The sequence below is a fragment of the Caballeronia sp. HLA56 genome, from assembly GCF_054655155.1.
Genome location: NZ_BAAHOB010000005.1, coordinates 3,008,293 through 3,029,150 on the forward strand (window position 1 = coordinate 3,008,293; position 20,858 = coordinate 3,029,150).

The following is a 20,858-nucleotide window of genomic DNA, read 5'->3' on the forward strand; positions in this document are numbered from 1 at the left end:
TATCCGCTGAATAATCTCTACGCTGTTGAGGCAAGCACTTCTATTTTTACTAAGTCCATCAACAAGATTCATCAATCGATATATGTGCTGCTGACGAAAATTACTCATGCATCGCCGAATCCTCTTGCTTTTTGTTCACCTTTCGTTGAAGGACGACGCATACCTCATTTAGGTTTTTTGCCAAATAATGAACTACATGCACTACTGTCAGTGACAACCCGCTCATTTTTTAATATGTCCCAAACACCTGGGTAAGAGTTTTCCTCGCAACCAACTTCTCCGTTCGGTGCAACAAATTTACCATCTAAGGAAATGATAGAACTACCGGCATCACCACTGCCTCCAAATGAAAACTTCTTCATAATGGAAAGCGACTGCCTGGGAATATAAGCGCCACGGAGAGAGACTAAATTTTTTGACGTGCCAAGCCTAGCAATGGTTGCCAGCCATGTATAGGGCTGCACTGTCACAAAATCCAGCGCAACGTAGAGCTTTTGCTCAACATTGACATCTGTTAGAACACCAACATGTCCCGGAATATTATGTACATGTATCTTTTTATTGCCGGAACAATCTTCAAGATCTTTTTTTTCTACATATCCGCGACCGGAGACAATGATTGCAGCCTCGTCGTAAGTTTCTGTTGCATAAATAGCTGGTGCGTCCAATTTACACAACTGAGTAGTCGTAGCGTGATTGAATAATCGAATTGCGTCGCCTTGAACCTCATACTGGCCTTCCGCCATTATCGAACCCGAACTTAGCGACAAGAATCCGATTAACAATAAAAGAATATACTTCCTAGTCACAAATAATCTCCTTTGCTGCATGCGTATATTCTAATCTACGCGCGTCATCAATGTAGCCACCATTGATCGCATAGGTGACTGCTCTAGAAATCTCTCGTTCACTATTTCTTTCTTGATCGTTACTCGCAGCACGCAAAGTATCGCGATCAATTTCTTTCACCACTTTTGGCCGCTCAACACGTATATAGAATGCTCCGCTATCGATGCAATTTTCGATAAAGGCGACTCTATGTGGGTCCTCAATATTCGCTGGAGTTTTTGTCATGCCGTTTCGATCATGCCGCCTGAATGCGGCATCACTCCACCATGAATCCGTAAATGAAGAACGCGTAATCCAGCCCCGAAACAGCCAGTAACTTGCGTAATTGCTCCTGCCTGTAAGTTGCTTAAATCCACGCCCGCGAAATTTTTGAGCATCATCCTTGTCACAGTTTCCATTTTTCCAGTCGTAGCTACCCGCTATCCTGCCACCGTGGCTATTGAATTTCTCAGATTTAAACCAGAGATCTTCTTCTGACGGCACTTGTCCGTACCAATGCCCGAGATAGGATTCTGATATTTTCGAGGCTGGATTAATTGCGGCACCGTGAAGCGCGCCCGCGGTGACAGTTCCTAGCATGCTTGTTTCTTGCATTGACATCAGCCATGCACTCTCGACAGCACCTTGCCCCAAAAAATGTGCTAATCGCGAGGGGGTTGCAAGGACAAACTTCCTTGTCGCGAGGTTTAGCGGCGTTAGATATGTAGACCGCAACTCTTCTCCGCTGGGGCGGACATTTCTCGGATAATGGTTGTCGGAATAAATCCGTTTGAATTCATTCGCACTCAACCACCCACACTTCCTAAAGTGCCGAATAAACGCAAGCGGATGGAAGAACCAAAGCTTGTTGTCCTCACCCGACTGCACCTGCACTTGCCCCATGAACTGCGACTGCTCCACAAACTCGATGAAACGCGTGTACCCGTCAGGATCGACATCCTTGCGCTTTCCAAAGAACCCCTCCGGCTCTTTTAAGCCGCCGTATCGAGCTTCATTGTTACTCGCGTCCCACTCGCTCTTCGCGTGACAGATAAAGCCCTTTAGCTTGGCGCGTACCGCCGCCTGTCCCTGTACGTACGATTTCAGGCTCTCCTCTTTACTGAATTCCTGAAGCGTAGCCGCATCAGGCGACTGCAGATCGCTCACGCCGGTGATCCGGCATAGCTCGTCATATCCGCACAGACCAGCTTGATCAAAAGGCGTATTGCCGTCCTCGATCTTCTGCCAGTCCATAAAGAACGGGAAATCCGCATCCGACAGTTTCTTGACTATCTGCTGATTCACATCGATATATCCGACCTTGCCCTGATCGAACGGCACAGCCAGCCACGTCGCCTGCGCCTCTGCCGACAGCGAGGGCGTATCCGTACTCAGAATCCGCCCGAAGCGCAGCATCTCGTAGCCATCGCTCGGACACGTTCCGTAAAGCTTCGTGGCACGTTCGTATAACTGATACTCGTATTCGTCGAACTTATCCTTGATCGGCTCATCCGGCGTAAGCGCGACCAGCGTACCATCGCCCCGATCGATCCACGCGCGCATGAACCGCTCGCCGCGACTGAAATACGTCTGGACATACAGCGTATTGCCATCGCCCAAGACGCCCTCATTCAGCGCCGGAAAAAATGGCTTTGGGGTGTGTCCTCCAGTGTTCAGGCTTGCCATTCCCGGAGGCACGCTGACGAATGCGGATTTCTCAGGGATGACGAAGTACGTATGCCCCCAATAGTCCTTTGACACTGGCGTCTCCGGGTGCGACTCTCCCAGTGCCACCTTATGACCATTCTGCTCAAACCACGCCGTGAAATCCGCCTCGGTCATGAAGATCTCGAAGTGCAGATGCGTCTCGTTGTGATACTTCCCGACATAGCCGAGCTGATCCTTGCGATACACCTTTTTGCTCCCGCCGGGTTGAACGCCTTCGGTCTCGGCGAGCAGCCACTTAGGCAGCGCGTTGGGTGAGCTGTTTTGCGGAGCCTGGCTTGGCTGCAGTTGCGGCACAAGCCCCTGCATGCCCACGATGTCGAGCAGGTGCATGTACAGCGAATAAAACGTGATCGTGCGACCTTCGCCCGTGTCGGTCGTATGTTTGAGTAGCACGAAGCCCGTATTGCTGTTCAGCGCATTGGTGCCATCGGACTTCTTCTGCCCATCCGATACTGCATTCTGCGCCACGCGATACGCCACGACCTCGCCATCAGCAATCGCGCGCACCGGCTCTTTCTGGCCAAGTCCGCAATCAGGCACCAGATGCATGCCGCAATGCCAGCGACGATCCGAGGCAATCGGAAAGACGCCGCTATAGGTCAGCTCGAACTTATCCACCACATCCATCATCGGATCGGTCTTCCACTTCTCGGCGGGCACGGTGAGGCCTTCAGCCGGAAGGAACGGGGGGCTGATAATCATGTTTTAGCGAGATTGAATATAAGTTTCTGCGAGCTTGAAATCGCTCTTGGGTAAATTCGGCAGCGGCGGATTCAGGCTCTGCGGCCCCTCAAACGTGAACGACGCCGCCTTGATCTTGAAATCCCCCGGACAGACCAATTCGATGCTGCCGTTCTCGATCTTGATCGCCGCGCCGCCGCAGGCGAGGACGGCGCGGGTTTTGCCGTTTACGAGCACATTCGCGTTGGCGCTGGAGACGTGCAATTGCTGGTCGGCATAAAGGTTCAGCGTGCTGTCGTGAGCCTGAATATCCACCGGGCCTTTTGCGAACAGCTTCATGCCCAGCTTCTGCGCGCACAGCGAAATCAATTCGCCCGCAGCGACCGTGAAGCGCCTCACCGCACTGATATCGACGTGCTTGCCCGCATTGACGATCACGTTGTCGCCCGCCGCCTGCTGCACCGAGCGCGGCGTCACGAAGGCCATGCCGCCCGGCGCGCTCGCGAGCAGGCCAGCGCTTTTGAGTTGATCGAGCGTGTCCATCAAGCTTGCCTGCGTATCACGATCAGCAGGCTCGGCCTTCGCCTGCGTCGTCGCCCGAACCAGCGACGTGACGCGCGTCAAAGCCGATTGCAGTTCCTTCAGCGCGGCGTTCATCTCCAGATGCGGCGCATTCGGACTCGACAACGCATCCGCAGAAAAGAACAGCCCCTTCGATCCGTGAATGGTCGCGTGGCCCTGCGTGTGAATTTCGACGCCTTCACCGCGAAGCTGCTTCTGGTTATCCACCAGATAGCCCATGCTCACCGACGACTTCTGATAGATCGTCGCCAGCTTCACGCCTTCGCGGCCTTTGAAGTCCTCGAAGCGCACCTTGTTGGCGAGCAGCGCCGAGCGCCACACCGAACGCGAGTTCCAGCCCTCAAGCCCGTGAACGTGATTCGTGTGCGAATAGTCGAAGGCGGCGAATCCTATATAGGGCCTGTCGATATCAGAATTTGTGAAGAAAATTCTGACTTCCGTTCCGGGTAGCAAGGGCGCATGAAACCCGCCTTCGCACGAGGCCGACGGCGTCATCAGCCGCAGCCGCATGCTGTTCGATCCCGACTTGCCCGCGCCACGATGGAAGTGAAACCTGACCAGATACCGGCCATGCGCGTCTAAATCCGCATAGGGGCTGCCCTCGGCGCTCGATTCGATCGTCGCGATGATCGAGCCGTTCATCCATTTCCAGTCGCGCTCGGGGACGTACTCGGGCCGCCATATCTTGTCCGCAGGCGTGGCTTCGAATTCGTTCAGAACCGGCTTGGAGAGCGAACCCGTCGTCTTGAGCTTGACGATCACCAGACCATAAGGCGCTTTCGGCAACTTGTGGTTGGTGGTCGTCAGCACCCAGCCCGGATACAGCCCGGCGATGTTCGTCGTGCCAGTGTGGATGACCTGCTTCGAAGCAATGTCCTGCGCACGAACTTTGGTGAGCGCCTGCGCCTCTTCCGGAGTATGGAAATGCTCGCTGCTCCGATTGATTTGGCCATAGAGCGTTTTGTCGCCTCGATCCACATACGCGATCGCGGACACCGGCGCATTGGGCGTTCGATAGTTGTGATCGCGCAACTCGACGCTTTCAGGCAGCAGCGTCTGCCTGCGCTTGATGCTCAGCAGCGCTTCGTGAAACTCGCCGTCCAGACCATTGGGACGGACGTAGGGCACGTCGATCGAACGCATGTAACCGTTCGCACGGTTATCCACCACGAGCGTATCGCGATGGGTTTTACTCTCGAGCGGAGCGTGCCTGAAGTACCAATACAACCCATGCCGTAAGCACTGACGTCGGAAAAATTCAAGAACACTTTCCTCGTGCATCAGCAGTTGATCGTAGCGCTGATCGACGCCCTCAAAATTCAACTCGATATCATGCGGAAAGAGATGTTCACGATCGACCAATAGCTCGTAGAAAATGTCCTTGAGCGTCTTCTGTAAAAAGACGTTTGACGTCTTCGTCAGATCGAGTAAGGACACACGTGGCGCGATCTTCAGACGGAATTGCGCACCATCGTTGCTTGAACTCTGGTGCGTGAATTCACGGACTACGCCGTGCAAGGTCCGCGCGTGACGCGATGCGGTGTCGAGGTACTTCAGCGCCGCGCGCTCCTCGACGACGAAGGACACGTTCTTGCCGAGAAAGTGGACGCCATCGAGCGTCTGATCGTCGGAATAGATGAGGATATCGAGTTCGAACAACTCGTTCATCGCTTCCGTGATGGTGTATTCCAGCGGACGGACCGGGACCTTAAGTCCTGCGACAGTCAATGAGAGGTGCTGGGAAAGCCATGCGTTGCGATCTTTGATCGCCGTCAGAAAATCGGTTGCAGCCATGTCTTGCGTTGCCTCGTGTTCGAAAGGACGACGAAATTACATTTTCGACCACGGGCCATTGTGACGCAATAAATCGCTGCCATTAGGCAATGAACTGAGCGGGATTCTGTCGGAACCGCTGAATATTCCGCAGATTCAAGAAGTTATATGCGTGTGTGCTGGAACGGTTCAGGTCAACATTCGGACTTGTCCGATGCGACATTCGATGCCTGGGCCACGCTTACCGATATTGGTCCGCACCACACCAGACCGGCGGCTTGCTGTTTGAACTCCGGGGAAAACGTACGTCGTTGCTTGCTCATCAGACACCTCGTCATGGCGACCATTCTCGCCTAAATCAGCGTCCGGATTCATTAGACCACTACACAGCGAAGTCAAAAACGCCGCATTCCTAATAATTGATAACCACGAGCGCGAACAATGGGAAGTGCTCAAAGGGTTTGTGGGAAATAGCGAGGAACCAGTTGTGCTTCAGAAGCCGGTTCCAAAGCTGCTTTCTTTGGTTACTTTCTTTGCAGCAGCAAAGAAAGTAACCCCTCCGCCGGGCAGGCGGTTACTGCAAAGGACCGCAAGAAACCAGAGCAACTTCCCCGAAGAAAAAAAGCGCCCCAACCAGATACAAAAACCATAGTCAGCCGAAACCCAAAAAAATCACTTACACAAAACTCGCGCATGATGCGCAACATGCTCCCCCACGAACGTGGAAATAAAAAAGTACCCATGATCGTACCCATCGTGCTTACGCAAGACGACCCCTCGATGCCCCGCCTCCCGAGCATTCCGCTCGAAAACATCCGGAAAAAGCTGCCCGTCGAGAAACTGATCCGCAAGTCCTTGATCGATCAAGATCCCGCCATCGAAACGCGAAGCCGCATCGCCGATAACGAGTTCGCTGGCATCGTATAGCTTCCACGCTTCGCGATTATCACCAAGATATCCGGAGAAAGCCTTAACGCCCCAGGGACACAAAGACGGCGCGGCAATTGGCGCAAACGCCGACACCGAGCGATAAAGATCAGGATTACGCAACGCGAGCACGAGCGAACCATGCCCACCCATCGAGTGCCCGAAGATGCCAATCCGGTCCTCGCGCAACGGCAGCTCTCGCAAAACCAGCTCACGCAACTCCTGCGTCACATACGAATACATCCGATACCGCTCGGCCCAAGGCGCCACCGTCGCATCGACATAAAAACCCGCGCCAACGCCAAAATCCCACGCATCGGATTCGCCCGGAATACCCGCTCCTCGCGGGCTCGTATCCGGCGAAATCAATGCAATGCCATGCTCGGCGGCGTAACGTTGCGCACCGCCCTTGATGGGAAACGTCTCTTCGGTACAAGTCAGGCCGGCAAGATAAAACAACGCCGGCACGCGCGAATGGGCAGCCTGCGCGGGCAGAAAAACCGAAAAGCGCATCGGCAGGCCAATCACGTCCGACTGATGCCGGTAAATACGCTGCACGCCATCGAAACAACGGTGTTCTTCGACGAGTTCGAGCATGGCTGCATCCTCTCTCAATAGATCACGACGGAACGAATGGATTCGCCCTTCTTCATCAGGTCGAAGCCTTCGTTAATACGTTCAAGCGGCAAATGGTGCGTAATCAGATCGTCGATATTGATCTTGCCTTCCATGTACCAATCGACGATCTTCGGCACATCCGTGCGTCCACGCGCGCCGCCGAATGCCGAGCCCTTCCACTCGCGCCCGGTCACGAGCTGGAACGGCCGCGTGCTGATCTCCTGCCCCGCCGCCGCCACGCCGATGATGAACGACTGTCCCCAGCCCTTGTGCGTGCATTCGAGCGCCTGACGCATCAGCTTCACATTGCCCACGCATTCGAAGGAATAGTCCGCGCCGCCATCGGTGAGTTGCACGATATGGTCGACCACGTTCTCCACTTCGTTCGGGTTGATGAAGTGGGTCATGCCGAACTTCTTCGCAAGCTCCACGCGCCCCGGATTGATATCGACACCGATAATCTTGTCCGCGCCCACCATCTTCGCGCCCTGGATCACGTTCAGGCCGATGCCGCCCAGCCCGAACACGACGACGTTCGCGCCCGCTTCGACCTTCGCCGAATACACGACCGCGCCCACGCCCGTCGTCACGCCGCAGCCGATGTAGCAAATCTTGTCGAAAGGCGCGTCCTCACGCACCTTTGCGACGGCGATCTCCGGCACCACGATGTAGTTCGAAAACGTCGACGTGCCCATGTAGTGAAAGAGCGGCTTGCCGTCGATGGAAAAGCGCGAGGTCGCATCGGGCATCAAGCCCTTGCCCTGCGTCGCGCGAATTGCCTGACAGAGATTGGTCTTGCGCGAGAGGCAGAATTTGCACTGACGGCATTCCGGCGTATAGAGCGGAATGACGTGGTCGCCCTTCTTCAGCGTGCCGACGCCCGGCCCGACATCCACGATCACGCCTGCGCCTTCGTGGCCGAGAATCGCGGGGAACAGGCCCTCGGGGTCGGCGCCCGAGAGCGTGTAGTAGTCGGTGTGGCAAATGCCCGTCGCTTTCACTTCGATCAGCACTTCGCCCGCGCGCGGGCCTTCGAGATCGACTTCCTCGATGGTGAGCGGCTTGCCTGCTTCCCATGCGATTGCTGCTTTGGTCTTCATCGTTCAAGGCTCCTGATGTCGTTTGATAGGAATTAGCGGATCACGTTCAGCGCTTCGTAGCATGCGCCCATCGTGTGATAGTCGGTCTTGCCGGCGGGGCTTTTCTCGTCGTTGTACTGGCGGTTATCGCGCGTGAGGATGCGATACCACGCGCCGTACTTGTGATCGACGAAATGCGCCCAGCTATAGGTCCACAAACGGTCGTAATCGTTCCAGTAGCGCGTCGCGGCGGCGCTGTCGCTATCGCGTTCGGCGCGATCCGCGAGCAAGGCCGCGGCCGCGAACGATTCCGCCTGCACCCAGAAGTACTTGTCCTCGTCGTAGAACTTGCCGTCGGGATCGAAGCCGTAGACCATGCCGCCGTGCTCGTCGTCCCATGACAGTTCCATCGCGCGATCGAAAAGCTCACGCGCACGCGCGACATGCCACGCTTCCGGACAATGCCGGTCGAGAATCATCAGCAGCTTCGCCCATTCGGTCTGATGTCCCGGCTGAAAACCCCAAGGCCTGAAGATGTTGCTGCGATCGCCCTTGTTGTAATCCCAGTCGACAGACCAGTCCGGCTTGTAGTGCTCCCACACGAGCCCGCCCGCAAGCGCTGCCTGACGGTTCACCATGTTGTCGGCGAGGAGCGCCGCGCGGTCGAGATAGCGCGCTTCGCCGGTCGCCTCGAAGGCGGCGAGAAACGCTTCGCACGTGTGCATGTTGGCGTTCTGGCCGCGATAGTCCGACACCTTCCAGTCGGCGCTCGCTTCGTCCTTGTACAAGCCGTGGGCGGCGTCCCAAAAGTGCGTCTCCATCAGTTGCCAGGTTTCGTCGAGATAGGCGCGTGCTTCGTCGAAACCCGCTTCGATCGCCTTCGCATACGCAAGCACGACGAACGCAAGGCCATAACAATGATTCGTCGCATCGGTGACGTCGCGGCCGGAGAGCGTCCACGCGTAGCCGCCCGTTTGCGGGTTGTAGTGAAACTCGCGCAGATAGTCGATGCCGTGCTTCACGCCGCCGCGATATTCGTCGAGGCCGAAGTGCTTGTGCGCCATCGCGTAGTTGAAGACGAAGCGCGTGCTCGACACGAGATGCCGCGACTTGCGGTCGTAGATCGTGCCGTTGTTCTTGTAGTAGTGATAGAACCCGCCGTTCGGATCGAGACAGTGCGGGTGATAGAAGATCATCGTGTGCAGCGCGTGATCGAGCAGGAATTCGCGCGAGCGGAAAGCGGGTTGCGACGGTGCGGATGCGGACATGGCTGATTTCGATGTGGTCAGGGGCAGCTCATATGAAGCGGTTCTTCATGAACCGGACGGCGCGAACTTCGGTCGAGCGCAAAGTTTAAGCGGTAAAAGAAAAACGCGGCGCGGGGTCGGCGTGGGTTCGCTCTAGACATGGCACTTTGCGTAGCCGATGCCCCGAGCGCCCACGCTCAAAACCAGTCATGCGCGCGCTGGTACAGATCGATGAAGCGCGCATACCGCGTATCGAGTGCGGGGTTCGTTTGCGGAATCGCGACCCGTGTCGCGGATGGCGCGAGCGCGTGAATCTCGTCGATACGAAAGTGCCCCGCCGCGATGCCGCCGAGCATCGCCGCACCGCGCGTTGCCGCGTTCGGGCAATCGACGGCATGGAGTTCGGCTTGCAGGGAATCCGCGAGCAATTGACGCCAGCGTGCATCGATGGAACCGCCGCCCGCAAGCCGCAACGAAGTCAGCGGCGTGCCGTGCTGTCTGATGGCATCGAGTCCCGCACGCAATGCGAACGTCACGCCTTCGAAGGCGGCGCGCATCAACGTGCCGCGCGAATCGTTGAGACCGAGACCGAGCCAGCCGCCGCGCGCTGCCGGGTTCATCCACGGCGAGCGCTCGCCGCTCAAGTACGGCAGGAAGGTGACGGAGACGCTCGGGTCGGCGGCGAAGGCGTCGTCGTAAGCGGCCGGCCACGATGCATAACCAAGCCAGCCGCGCACCGCTTCGAGCGCGACGCCCACGTTTTGCATGGCCGCCATGCGATACCACGCGCCGCTCGCCGCTCGATACGTATGCAGTCCGTGCACGGGTGCGGGCGCGGCGTCGCACATCACGATGATCTGGCCGCCGGTGCCCGTGGTGAGAAGCGCGTCGCCGTCGGCGGTGAGGCCGCTGCCGAGCGCGGCGCATGGCGTATCGCCCGCGCCGACGGCGAGCGGAATGCCCGCGCGCAGGCCCAGTTCCGCCGCCGCTGCCGCCGACAACGTGCCCGCCGTTGCATGCGATGCCGCGAGCGGTGCGAACCACGCGCGCTGCAAACCCAGCTTGTCGATGAGCGCATCGTCCCATTCGCCCGATGGCGCGGCGAGCGCCGTGGCGCATGCATCCGATGCATCCGTCACGAACGCGCCGCCCAGACGCGCGCGCAGCCAGTCCTTCGGCTGCAACGCCCAGCGCATCTGCGTGACAAGCGTGTTTTCATGCGCGACGAGCCAGCGCAACAGCGGACCGGCCATGCCCGGCGCGACGGGGTTTTGCTGCGGCTCGGGCCACGCATCGAGCAGATAGCTCGCGCGCGTGTCCGGCCAGAGCATCGCGGGGCGCAACGCGCGGCCGTTGGCATCGGCGGGAACGACGCCATGCATTTGACCGGAGAAGCCGATCGCGCGCACCGCCTGACGTTCGTCGACGGGAAGATGCGCGGCGGCATCGGCGAGCGCGGCGTACCAGGTATCGACGGAAGTTTCGGCCCAGCCGGGATGCGCGCTCGTGACCGAATAGGCACGGCTCGTCATGGCGACCTCGTGGCCGCGTTCATCGATGATGGCCAGTTTCAGCGAACCCGTACCGAGATCGATGCCTAAGAAACGCATGGGATTTCGTGCTTCGGAAGGAGTAAGGGAAAACGCGTAAATCGCGGGTTAACCCCGCCAATACGCGACGAGCATGAAAAACGGACTATACGCGCGCCGCCATGAACATCATAACGAGCACACGAAGATGGCGGCCTTTCGTCACACGACGGTTCTGCTTCGATAACCGCCAAACCCCTTGTAGCAAGGACTTCCGCGAAACGCAAATGATCCGGGCGCGCTAAATATATATCGGCGTGCGAACGCGGCGTATAGCGTCCCGTGGTCTTGTTCGCGCATTTTGATGCACTTACCGTGGAGGCCACACAAATGCCAAGGCATACAAGGAGAGAGACATGGCTTCGAACAAGGTGCATCCGGTGGACGAGCGTTTGCCGACAGGACAGTTACTGACACTTGGCATCCAGCACGTTCTCGTGATGTACGCGGGCGCGGTTGCGGTGCCGCTGATTCTCGGCGCCGCGATGAATCTGTCCAAGGATCAGATCGCGTTCCTCATCAGCGCCGATCTGTTTTCATGCGGCGTCGCCACGCTGATCCAGACGCTCGGTCTCTGGATCTTTGGCATCCGCTTGCCGGTCATCATGGGTTGTACTTTCGCCGCCGTCGGCCCGATGGTCGCCATCGGCACCAATCCTTCGCTCGGCATTCTCGATGTGTTCGGCTCGACCATCGCGGCCGGCGTGATCGGCATCGTGCTCGCGCCGATGATCGGCAAACTCCTGCGTTTCTTCCCGCCCGTCGTGGTCGGCACGGTGATCGCGGTGATCGGCTTGTCCCTGATGGGCGTGGGCATCAACTGGGCGGCGGGCGGTGTGGGCAATCCCGACTACGGCAATCCCGTTTATCTGCTGCTGTCGCTCGTCGTGCTTTCGCTGATTCTGCTCATCAACAAGTTCGCGCGCGGCTTCATCGCCAATATTTCGGTGCTGCTCGGCATTGTCGCGGGCTTCGTGATCGCCGCCATGCTCGGCCGCGTCAACATGGACGGCGTCGCGCACGCCCCGTGGGTCGGCGTCGTGCTGCCGTTCCACTTCGGCTTGCCGCACTTCGACGCGCTGTCGGTGGCGACCATGGTCATCGTCATGTTCGTGACCTTCATCGAGTCGACCGGCATGTTTCTCGCGGTCGGCGATCTCGTCGATCGTCCGGTGGATCAGAAAGCGCTCGTGCGCGGCCTGCGTGTCGATGGCCTCGGCACGCTGATCGGCGGCGTGTTCAACTCGTTCCCGCATACGTCGTTCTCGCAAAACGTCGGGCTGATCGGCGTGACGGGCGTGAAGAGCCGCTTCGTCTGCGCGACCGGTGGCGTGATTCTGGTGGTGCTCGGCCTCTTTCCGAAGATGGCGCAGGTCGTTGCATCGGTGCCGCCGTTCGTGCTTGGCGGCGCGGGCATCGTGATGTTCGGCATGGTCGCGGCGAACGGCATCAAGACGCTGTCCCGCGTGGACTTCTCGACGAACCATCACAACCTGTTCATCGTCGCGGTGAGCGTGGGTATGGGCATGGTGCCGGTGGTCGCACCGAAGTTCTTCACGCAACTGCCGCATGCGCTGGAGCCGATTCTTCACAGCGGCATCTTGCTGGCTTCGGTGTCGGCGGTGATTCTGAATATCGTGTTCAACGGCGTGCGCAAGGAGCGCGATGCGCGCCGCGAGATTCGCGAGGCCGCACACGAGTTCGACGCGGCTCATGCGAGTGAAGCGCAGTAAGAGCAGATTCCTGTAGTGCTTGCGTTGAGCGCCGCGGTGTAAGCCGCGGCGTTTTTTTACGTCGCGCAAGAACAGCAGGCGCTGTTTCGCACGATCTCAACCCGCCGATGCCGCAACCGGCGCATCCGCCTCGCGCGGCATGTCTCCCGTATGCTCGATCCATCCGCCGCCGAGCGCCTGATACAAGCTCACCAGATTAGACAAACGTTCAGTGCGCGCCGTGATCAGCATCTGCTGTGTCGAATACAGATCCTGCTGCGCTTCGAGCACGCCGAGATAGCTATCGACGCCCTGCTTGTAGCGCAATGTCGAAAGATCGAGACGCCGCTGCTGTGCGCTCACATCGCGCGTGAGCGCCGCGATTTGCTGATCGTAAGTGCCGCGGGCCGCGAGCCCATCGGCGACTTCGCGGAAGGCCGACTGAATGGCCCTCTCGTACTGCGCAATCTCGATCTTCTTCTGCACATTCGCCAGATCGAGATTGGCCATGTTCTGACCGCCTTCGAAGATCGGCAGCGTGATGGTCGGCGCGAAACTCCACGCTGCCGAACCCGGCTTGAACAACCCGCCGAGCGACGGACTCAGCGTGCCGAAACTGCCGGTGAGCGAAATGCTCGGGAAGAACGCCGCGCGCGCCGCGCCGATGTTCGCGTTCGCCGCCACCAGATTCTGCTCGGCCTCCATGATGTCCGGACGGCGCGTCAGCAGATCCGACGGCACACCCGCCGGAATATCGGTCAACAGGTGCTGATCGTCGAGCGGCATGCCGCCCGTCATATTGGCGGGCATCGGCTCGCCGAGCAACAGCACGAGCGCATTGACGGCTTGCGCGCGTGCGCGCTCCTGCGCCTGGAAATTGGCCGCCGCGCTTTCGACCACGGTCTGCGACTGACTCAGTTCCAGTTCCGATGCAGTGCCGTTATCGAACTTGAGCTTGTTGATACCGTATGAATCGCGCGCGGTCTTGAGCGTCTGTTGCGTGACTCGAAGCAGGTCGTCAGCCTGCAGCACTTGCAGATACTGCGTCGCCACCTGGGACACGAGCAATAACTCCGCTGCCTTGCGTGCGTACGCCGTCGCAAGATACTTCGCGAGCGCCTGATTCCTGAGACTTTGCACGCGGCCGAACAGATCGATCTCCCACGCACCGTTCAACCCGACCGAATACTGATTCGAGATCGTCTGATCGAGAAACGACAGATCTTTCGGCGTGCGCTGCTTCGACTGGCCCGCTTGCGCGCCGATAGTCGGAAACAGTTCCGAACGCACGACACGGTACTGCGCTTGCGCCGCCTGCACGTTGAGCACGGCGACGCGCAGATCGCGATTGTTCTTCAATGCGATATCGATAAGCTGCTGCAAACGCGCATCGACGAAGAAATTGCGCCAGCCAGTGTCGGCCGCGGCCACGCCGTTTGCATTGTGCGCGCCCGGCGGTTGCGTCTCGTACACACCGCCTGTCGGAAAGCTCGCTGCGACTGGCGGCAAGGGGCGCTCGTATTTCGGCGCCATCGTACAGCCGGTCGCGATCACGGACACGGCTGCTGCAATCAAAGAAACTCTACGCATCTCAATGTCCCTGCTTGCCCGTGCCGTTGCTGTTGCTGTTGCCCTTTCCCTCGCCGTGCGAGGCATTGGCACGTTGCCGTTCGTAGTGCGCGATCGCCGCGTCCGCGTCTTCCTTGTCGCCGCCGAAGCGCGCGCGCACGACGACGAAGAACATCGGGACCATGAAGATGGCGAGGAACGTCGCGGTCACCATGCCGCCGATCACACCGGTGCCAATGGCGTGCTGACTCGCCGAGCCCGCGCCATTGCTGATTGCGAGCGGCAAGGTACCGAGAATGAAGGCGAGCGAGGTCATCAGGATGGGGCGCAGACGCAGACGCGCGGCTTCGAGCGCGGCCTCGATCGGTCCGATCTTTTCGGAAATCTGCAAGTCGCGCGCGAACTCGACGATCAGAATGGCGTTCTTCGCCGACAGTCCCACCGTGGTCAAAAGACCGACCTGGAAGTACACGTCGTTTTCGAGTCCACGCAAGGTGACGGCAAGCAACGCGCCGACCACGCCGAGCGGCACGACCATGATCACGGAGAATGGGATCGACCAGCTTTCATAGAGCGCCGCGAGACACAGGAACACCACGAGGATCGAAATGCCGTACAGAACCGGCGCCTGCGAACCGGATTGAATTTGCTGGAACGACAAACCCGTCCATTCGTAGCCAATGCCTGCCGGCAACTTCGCGGCGATGGCTTCGATGGCCTGCATGGCTTGGCCCGTGGAGCGACCCGGCGCGGCCATGCCCTGGATTTCGACTGACGAATTGCCGTTGTAGCGTTCGAGCTTTGGCGAGCCGAAACTCCATCGGCCGGTCGCGAACGACGAAAACGGTACCATCGAACCGGCGTTGTTGCGCACGTACCAGCTATTGATGTTGTCGGGCGACATGCGGAACGGCGCGTCGCCTTGCAGATACACCTTCTTGATCCGGCTGTCGACATCAAGGAAGTTGTTGACGAACGAAGACGCCCAGGCGATCGAAAACGTCTGGTCGATATCGGACGCCGACACGCCTTGCGCAAGCGCCTTCTCGCGGTCGATGTCGACCTTGAACTGCGGCGTGTCGTTCAAGCCGTTCGGGCGCACCTGCGCAAGCGACGGATCTTTCGCGGCCAGACCGAGCAGCATGCCGCGCGCTTCCATCAGCTTTTCGTGGCCCACGCCGCCGCGATCCTCCAGCTCGAAGTCGAAGCCCGACGCGGTGCCGAGTTCGGGAATCGACGGCGGATTCACCGGAAACACGAGCGCATTGCGATAGCCCGCAAACTGTCCGAAAGTTCGGCCGACGAGCGCCTGCACTTTTTCGTCCGCGCTCTGGCGCTTGGCGAAGTCCTTCATGCGCACGAACACGAGGCCGGAGTTCTGGCCACGGCCCGCGAAGCTGTAGCCGTTGACCGTGAAGACGGACTCGACGATCCCGCTTTCCTTCTTCAAAAGATAATTGGCCACGTCGTTCAGCGCGCGCTGGGTCATTTCCTGCGTGGAACCGGCGGGCGTGGACACGAGCACGAACATCGTGCCCTGATCTTCGTCGGGCAGGAACGCTTTCGGCAGCTTGGTGAACAGGAGGCCAACCACCGCGATGACCGCGAGGTATAACACGAGGAAGCGCCCCGAGCGCCGAATCACACGCGCAACGCCGACCTGATACTTGTCGCGGCCCTTGTTAAAGGTCCGATTGAACCAGCCGAAGAAACCCGTGGTCTTTTCCTCGTGACCTTGCGGCAAGGGCTTCAGGATGGTCGCGCACAAGGCCGGCGTGAGGATCATCGCGGTCAGCACGGAGAGCACCATTGCCGAGACGATGGTCAGCGAGAACTGGCGATAGATCGCCCCGACCGAGCCGCCCGAGAACGCCACCGGCACGAACACCGCCGACAGCACGAGCGCCACGCCCACCAGCGCGCCGGTGATCTGGCCCATGGCCTTGCGCGTGGCTTCCTTCGGCGAAAGCCCTTCCTCGCTCATCACGCGCTCGACGTTTTCGACGACCACGATCGCGTCGTCCACCAGCAAGCCGATGGCGAGCACGATGCCGAACATCGACAGCGTGTTGATGGAAAAACCCACCGCCGCCATAACGCCGAAAGTGCCGAGCAGCACCACCGGCACCGCGATGGTCGGAATGAGCGTGGCGCGGATGTTCTGCAAGAACAGATACATCACGAGGAACACCAGCACGATGGCCTCGATGAGCGTCTTCACCACGTCGGAGATCGACTGGCGCACGAACGGCGTCGTGTCGTACGGATACTTCACGACGAGACCGGGCGGGAAGTACTTCGACAGCTCCTGCACCTTCGCGCGCACCGCGTCCGCCGTCGCCAGCGCGTTCGCGCCCGTCGCCAGATTGATACCGAAGCCCGCCGCCGGAGAACCGTTGTACTGCGTCTCGAAGTTGTAGTTCTCGCCGCCGAGACCCACCTTCGCCACGTCCTTCACCCGCACCTGCGAGCCGTCCTGATTCACTTTCAGAAGCACGTTGCCGAACTGGTCGGGCGTGCGCAGCAAGGTGGCTTCGGTGATCGTGGCCTGCATCCTTTGGCCGGGCACCGCAGGCGTGCCGCCTAGCTGGCCGCCCGAGACTTGCACGTTCTGCGCTTTGAGCGCGTTCTGCACGTCGACCGGTGTGAGCTGGAAGTTGCTGAGTTTGTTTGGATCTAGCCAGACGCGCATGGCGTACTGCGTGCCGAACAGGCTCACCGTGCCCACGCCGTTGACTCGGCTGATGGGGTCCTGCAAATGCGACGCGACGTAGTTGGAGAGATCGTTGCGGCTCATGCTGCCGTCTTCTGAGACGAACGCGAGCACGAGCAGGAAGCTGTTGCTCGACTTCGAAACCGACAACCCGAGTTGCTGCACGATCTGCGGCAAGTTCGGTGTCGCCAGTTGCAACTTGTTTTGCACCTGCACCTGCGCGATGTCGGGGTTGGTGCCCGCCGCGAAGGTCAGCGTGATGGTGGCCGTGCCGAAGTCATCGGAGGTGGACGAAATGTAGAGCAGATGGTCGAGCCCGTTCATCTGCTGCTCGACCACCTGCGTGACTGTGTTCTCGACCGTCTGCGCCGATGCACCGGGATACGTCGCCGTAATCTGGATGCTGGGTGGCGCGACCGTCGGATATTGCGCGACCGGCAGCGTCGAGATCGACGCGAGGCCCGCGAGCATCAGGATGATGGCAAGCACCCACGCGAAAATCGGGCGATCGATAAAAAACTTGGCCATGTGGCGTACCCTCCGTCCCTACGCGCCAGCAACGGCTGAAGCAGCCTTCGCGGGAGCGGCGGCCTGATTGTCGGAAGAAGGCTGCGTGGAAGGCCCGGGCGACTGAACCGTCACCGCTTTCACCGGCATGCCGGGACGCACCTTCTCGATACCCTCGACGATCACCCGGTCGCCCGCCTTCACGCCGCTGTCGACGACCCAGTTCTGCCCGACCATGCCGGAGGTCACGAGCTCGCGTAGCGCGACCTTGCCGTTGGTATCGACGATCAGTGCGATCGGCGTGCCCTTCTGGTCATGCGTGACGCCGGTGACAGGCACGACCAGCGCCTGCGGATTCACGCCCTCTTCGATACGCGCTCGCACGAACATGCCGGGCAACAACACGCGATCCTTGTTCTCGAACACGGCGCGCACGGTTACCGAGCCGGTGGACGGGTCGACGGTCACATCGGAAAACTGCAGGCGGCCTTGTTCGGGATAGACGCGGCCGTCTTCGAGAATCAGCGAAACCTTCGCGGCGTTCGGACCCGACGCGGTAAGACGCCCTTCCTGAATCTGGCGGCGCAGCTTGAGCCCGTCGAGGCTGGATTGCGTGAGATCGACATACACCTGGTCGAGCTGCTGCACGGTTGCCATGAGCGTGGCTTGCGCCGCTTGCACGTAGGCGCCCGGCGTGACCTGCAAGATGCCGATCTGGCCGGTCACGGGCGAGGTGACATCGGTATAGCCGAGGTCGATTCGCGCGGTCTGCACGGAGGCGCGAGCCTGTGCCACGTCGGCGGCGGCCTGACCGGCCGACGCAACAGCGTTGTCATAGTCCTGCTTGCTTACCGCGTTCTCGGCGACCAGTACCTTGTAGCGCTCGGCTTGCGCATTGGTCGATGCGAGATTCGCCTCGGCCTTCGCAAGCGACGCTTTCGCGCTGTCCAGCTTGGCGATGTACGGCGCCGGGTCGATCTTGTAGAGCCGCTGACCGGCCTTGACGAGACTGCCTTCGGTGAATTCACGGCGCAGCACGATGCCATCGACGCGCGCACGCACTTGTGCATCGATGAAAGCGCTGGTGCGGCCCGGCAGTTCGCTCGTGACGGGCACCGCGACCGGCGCAAGCATGACGACGCCGACTTCGGGCGCATGCGCCGGCATGTCCGGATGTTTTTCACCGCATGCGGCCGCTAGCGTGACGACCGACAAAGCGCAGATGAGGCGGTATGGAATCCGTTCGAAACGCATGGAGCGACGACCTCTGTGGTTACCGGGATAAATAGATGAATAGATACGCGCGTCCTCGGTCGAGAACGGACGGAAAGAACGTCGTTGCCAATCGTCTTTTCGGGATACCTAATCTTCCCCATTGAATGAAGCCTGTGGCCAGGAAGCGCTTCGTCGATTGCAGCCCATTTGCAGCCATTCGCAGCCGATTCACATGCAATCGCAACTGATTTGCGTGTCGATTAATGCCGATACGCACGCAGTTGCACAGGAAAGCTGACATGCCTTCAGCACGCAGGCACGTTGGAGGATGCCGATTATAGTTAGCGCGTCGATCAGTAACGCTAAACAAAGGTAATAATTTGCTGAAATTTGGCACGACCTGTCATCGCGCGACGCGTTTTCCCGGTACATTCAGTGTCACGCCGCGACGTGGACCATGGACGAAAAAAAGCCCGACACGAGGTCGGGCTCTTCACTGCATCATCCCACTATCAACCATCACGGACAGCTTGCGAAAGTGACTACCGAGCGCAACTTGCGAACCTCAACTCGCCGCATCGGATGCCGCCTTCGGCGGAGTAGCCGAGCCGAAATCCGTGGGAGTGTCGGCCGGACGCGGGGCATCGCCGGAATGCTCGATCCATCCGCCGCCGAGATACTGATACAGATCGACGAGGTTGGTCAGGCGGTTCAGGCGCGCGCTGATGAGCGTCTGCTGCGCGTCATACAACGAGGTCTGCGCGGTCAGAACAGCGAGATAGCTGTCCACGCCATTGCGATAGCGCAGGTCCGACAACTCCAGCCGCCGGCTCTGCGAACTCACGAAGCGTTGCAGGGAGCGAATCTGCTCGTCGTACGTGCCGCGCGCGGCGAGACCATCGGCCACTTCGCGGAACGCCGTCTGAATGGCCTTCTCGTAGTTGGCAATCTCGATGCGCTTCTGCACGTTCGCCAGATCAAGATTGGCGACGTTCGTGCCGCCCTCGAAGATTGGCACGCTGATCTGCGGTGCGAACGACCACGCCGCCGAACCCGGCTTGAACAATCCGCCAAGCGTGGGCGAGAGCGTACCGAAACTCCCCGTCAACGAAATGCGCGGAAAGAACGCGGCCCGCGCCGCGCCGATGTTCGCATTGGCCGCAAGCAAGCTCTGCTCGGCCGCCGCGATATCGGGACGGCGCGTGAGGAGGTCGGAAGGCAGACCCGCCGGAATGTCGGCGAGCAAGTCCTGCGCATCCAGCGGCATGCCGCCCGGCAGATCGTCCGGCAACGGTTCGCCCACGAGAAGCACGAGACCGTTTTCCGCTTGCGCACGCAGACGCGCCTGCGACTGCAGATTCGCCTGCGCCTGTTGCACCACGCCCTCGGCCTGACGCAGATCGAGTTCCGAACCCGTACCGTTGTCGAACTGCAGCTTGGTGATGCGATACGACTCCTGCGCCGTCTTCAGCGTGTTCTGCGTGACGGTAAGCAGATCGTCGTAGGCAAGCATGGTCAGATACTGGTCCGCCACCGAAGACACCAGCGAGATTTCCGCCGCCTTGCGCGTTTCCGCGAGCGAGAAGTACTGCGCGAGCGCCTGATCCTTCAGGCTGCGAATCCGCCCGAAGAAGTCGATTTCCCACGACGCATTCACGCCCACCGAATACGTGTTCGAGATGGTCTGATCGAAGAACGACAGGTTGCGCGGCGTGCGCTGCTTGCTTTGCGAGCCAACCGCATCGAGCGTCGGGAAGAGGCCCGCGCGCGTGATCTGATACTGCGCGCGCGCCGCATCGACGTTGAGCATCGACACGCGCAGATCGCGATTGTTCTTGAGCGCGAGTTCGACAATACGCTGCAGACGCGCATCGGCGAAGAAGTCGCGCCAGCCGATATCCGGCGCGGTCTGCCCGCTCGCGCTGCGGCTCTTGTCTGCCGCGCCTTCAGCAGTCGGCTGCGTGGCGTACACGCCGCCTTCCGGGAACGTCTGCGTGACGGGCGCGGCCGGCCGGTCGTACTTCGGCTCGAAGGTGCAGCCCGTGGCCACGAAAGCCACGGCGGCTGCGATCAACGAAAGTTTTAGCATT

The 20,858-nt window shown here is 59.6% G+C and carries 12 protein-coding genes; 1 reads left to right on the forward strand and 11 read right to left on the reverse strand.

The genetic code is table 11. The features are described from left to right. Positions 1-164: 164 nt before the first annotated feature. The 7 genes from ACYQ47_RS33595 to ACYQ47_RS33625 form a co-directional block, all read right to left on the reverse strand. Positions 165-809 (reverse strand): hypothetical protein, encoded by a 645-nt coding sequence (locus ACYQ47_RS33595; RefSeq protein WP_459909090.1) that lies wholly within the window; start codon positions 807-809, stop codon positions 165-167. After that, positions 802-3,258, reverse strand: coding sequence for a hypothetical protein (locus ACYQ47_RS33600; protein ID WP_459909092.1), 2,457 nt, complete (start codon positions 3,256-3,258; stop codon positions 802-804). The genes ACYQ47_RS33595 and ACYQ47_RS33600 overlap by 8 nt, the downstream gene beginning before the upstream one ends. Before the next feature lie 3 nt (positions 3,259-3,261). Continuing rightward, the gene (locus ACYQ47_RS33605; RefSeq protein ID WP_459909094.1) at positions 3,262-5,613 is read right to left on the reverse strand and encodes a type VI secretion system Vgr family protein; all 2,352 of its coding nucleotides are present in this window, start codon (positions 5,611-5,613) and stop codon (positions 3,262-3,264) included. A 651-nt stretch (positions 5,614-6,264) separates the two neighbouring features. Continuing rightward, positions 6,265-7,116 (reverse strand): S-formylglutathione hydrolase, encoded by an 852-nt coding sequence (gene fghA, locus ACYQ47_RS33610; protein WP_459909096.1) that lies wholly within the window; start codon positions 7,114-7,116, stop codon positions 6,265-6,267. Between the two features lie 14 nt (positions 7,117-7,130). Further along, positions 7,131-8,237 (reverse strand): S-(hydroxymethyl)glutathione dehydrogenase/class III alcohol dehydrogenase, encoded by a 1,107-nt coding sequence (locus tag ACYQ47_RS33615; RefSeq protein WP_244827166.1) that lies wholly within the window; start codon positions 8,235-8,237, stop codon positions 7,131-7,133. A gap of 32 nt (positions 8,238-8,269) precedes the next feature. Continuing rightward, positions 8,270-9,484: an AGE family epimerase/isomerase gene (locus ACYQ47_RS33620; RefSeq protein ID WP_459909098.1), complete on the reverse strand. Its 1,215-nt coding sequence runs from the start codon at positions 9,482-9,484 to the stop codon at positions 8,270-8,272. A 176-nt stretch (positions 9,485-9,660) separates the two neighbouring features. Beyond that, the gene (locus ACYQ47_RS33625) at positions 9,661-11,073 is read right to left on the reverse strand and encodes a xylulokinase (protein WP_459909100.1); all 1,413 of its coding nucleotides are present in this window, start codon (positions 11,071-11,073) and stop codon (positions 9,661-9,663) included. A 335-nt stretch (positions 11,074-11,408) separates the two neighbouring features. Between ACYQ47_RS33625 and ACYQ47_RS33630 the strand changes: the two genes are divergently transcribed. After that, positions 11,409-12,785 carry a nucleobase:cation symporter-2 family protein gene (locus tag ACYQ47_RS33630; RefSeq protein ID WP_459909102.1) on the forward strand — a complete coding sequence of 459 codons (1,377 nt, stop codon included), beginning with the start codon at positions 11,409-11,411 and terminating at the stop codon, positions 12,783-12,785. 96 nt (positions 12,786-12,881) lie between these two features. Here ACYQ47_RS33630 and ACYQ47_RS33635 read toward each other — a convergent pair whose 3' ends face one another. The 4 genes from ACYQ47_RS33635 to ACYQ47_RS33650 all read right to left on the reverse strand — a co-directional run bounded on the left by ACYQ47_RS33635 (position 12,882) and on the right by ACYQ47_RS33650 (position 20,857). Further along, positions 12,882-14,354 (reverse strand): efflux transporter outer membrane subunit, encoded by a 1,473-nt coding sequence (locus ACYQ47_RS33635; RefSeq protein WP_459909104.1) that lies wholly within the window; start codon positions 14,352-14,354, stop codon positions 12,882-12,884. Position 14,355: 1 nt separating this feature from the next. Then, positions 14,356-17,574 (reverse strand): efflux RND transporter permease subunit, encoded by a 3,219-nt coding sequence (locus ACYQ47_RS33640; protein WP_459909106.1) that lies wholly within the window; start codon positions 17,572-17,574, stop codon positions 14,356-14,358. Between the two features lie 18 nt (positions 17,575-17,592). After that, positions 17,593-18,807 carry an efflux RND transporter periplasmic adaptor subunit gene (locus ACYQ47_RS33645; protein ID WP_459909108.1) on the reverse strand — a complete coding sequence of 405 codons (1,215 nt, stop codon included), beginning with the start codon at positions 18,805-18,807 and terminating at the stop codon, positions 17,593-17,595. 526 nt (positions 18,808-19,333) lie between these two features. Further along, a complete protein-coding gene (locus ACYQ47_RS33650; RefSeq protein ID WP_309841550.1) occupies positions 19,334-20,857 on the reverse strand; it encodes an efflux transporter outer membrane subunit in 1,524 nt (507 codons plus the stop codon). Position 20,858: the final 1 nt, after the last annotated feature.

What these genes read in the sequence shown, in the direction of transcription:
- ACYQ47_RS33650 (WP_309841550.1), bottom strand. Translation starts at nt 20,857, where the DNA reads ATGCTAAAACTTTCGTTGATCGCAGCCGCCGTGGCTTTCGTGGCCACG.
- ACYQ47_RS33630 (WP_459909102.1), top strand. Translation starts at nt 11,409, where the DNA reads ATGGCTTCGAACAAGGTGCATCCGGTGGACGAGCGTTTGCCGACAGGA.
- ACYQ47_RS33615 (WP_244827166.1), bottom strand. Translation starts at nt 8,237, where the DNA reads ATGAAGACCAAAGCAGCAATCGCATGGGAAGCAGGCAAGCCGCTCACC.
- ACYQ47_RS33640 (WP_459909106.1), bottom strand. Translation starts at nt 17,574, where the DNA reads ATGGCCAAGTTTTTTATCGATCGCCCGATTTTCGCGTGGGTGCTTGCC.
- fghA (WP_459909096.1), bottom strand. Translation starts at nt 7,116, where the DNA reads ATGCTCGAACTCGTCGAAGAACACCGTTGTTTCGATGGCGTGCAGCGT.
- ACYQ47_RS33645 (WP_459909108.1), bottom strand. Translation starts at nt 18,807, where the DNA reads ATGCGTTTCGAACGGATTCCATACCGCCTCATCTGCGCTTTGTCGGTC.
- ACYQ47_RS33625 (WP_459909100.1), bottom strand. Translation starts at nt 11,073, where the DNA reads ATGCGTTTCTTAGGCATCGATCTCGGTACGGGTTCGCTGAAACTGGCC.
- ACYQ47_RS33620 (WP_459909098.1), bottom strand. Translation starts at nt 9,484, where the DNA reads ATGTCCGCATCCGCACCGTCGCAACCCGCTTTCCGCTCGCGCGAATTC.
- ACYQ47_RS33635 (WP_459909104.1), bottom strand. Translation starts at nt 14,354, where the DNA reads ATGCGTAGAGTTTCTTTGATTGCAGCAGCCGTGTCCGTGATCGCGACC.
- ACYQ47_RS33605 (WP_459909094.1), bottom strand. Translation starts at nt 5,613, where the DNA reads ATGGCTGCAACCGATTTTCTGACGGCGATCAAAGATCGCAACGCATGG.
- ACYQ47_RS33600 (WP_459909092.1), bottom strand. Translation starts at nt 3,258, where the DNA reads ATGATTATCAGCCCCCCGTTCCTTCCGGCTGAAGGCCTCACCGTGCCC.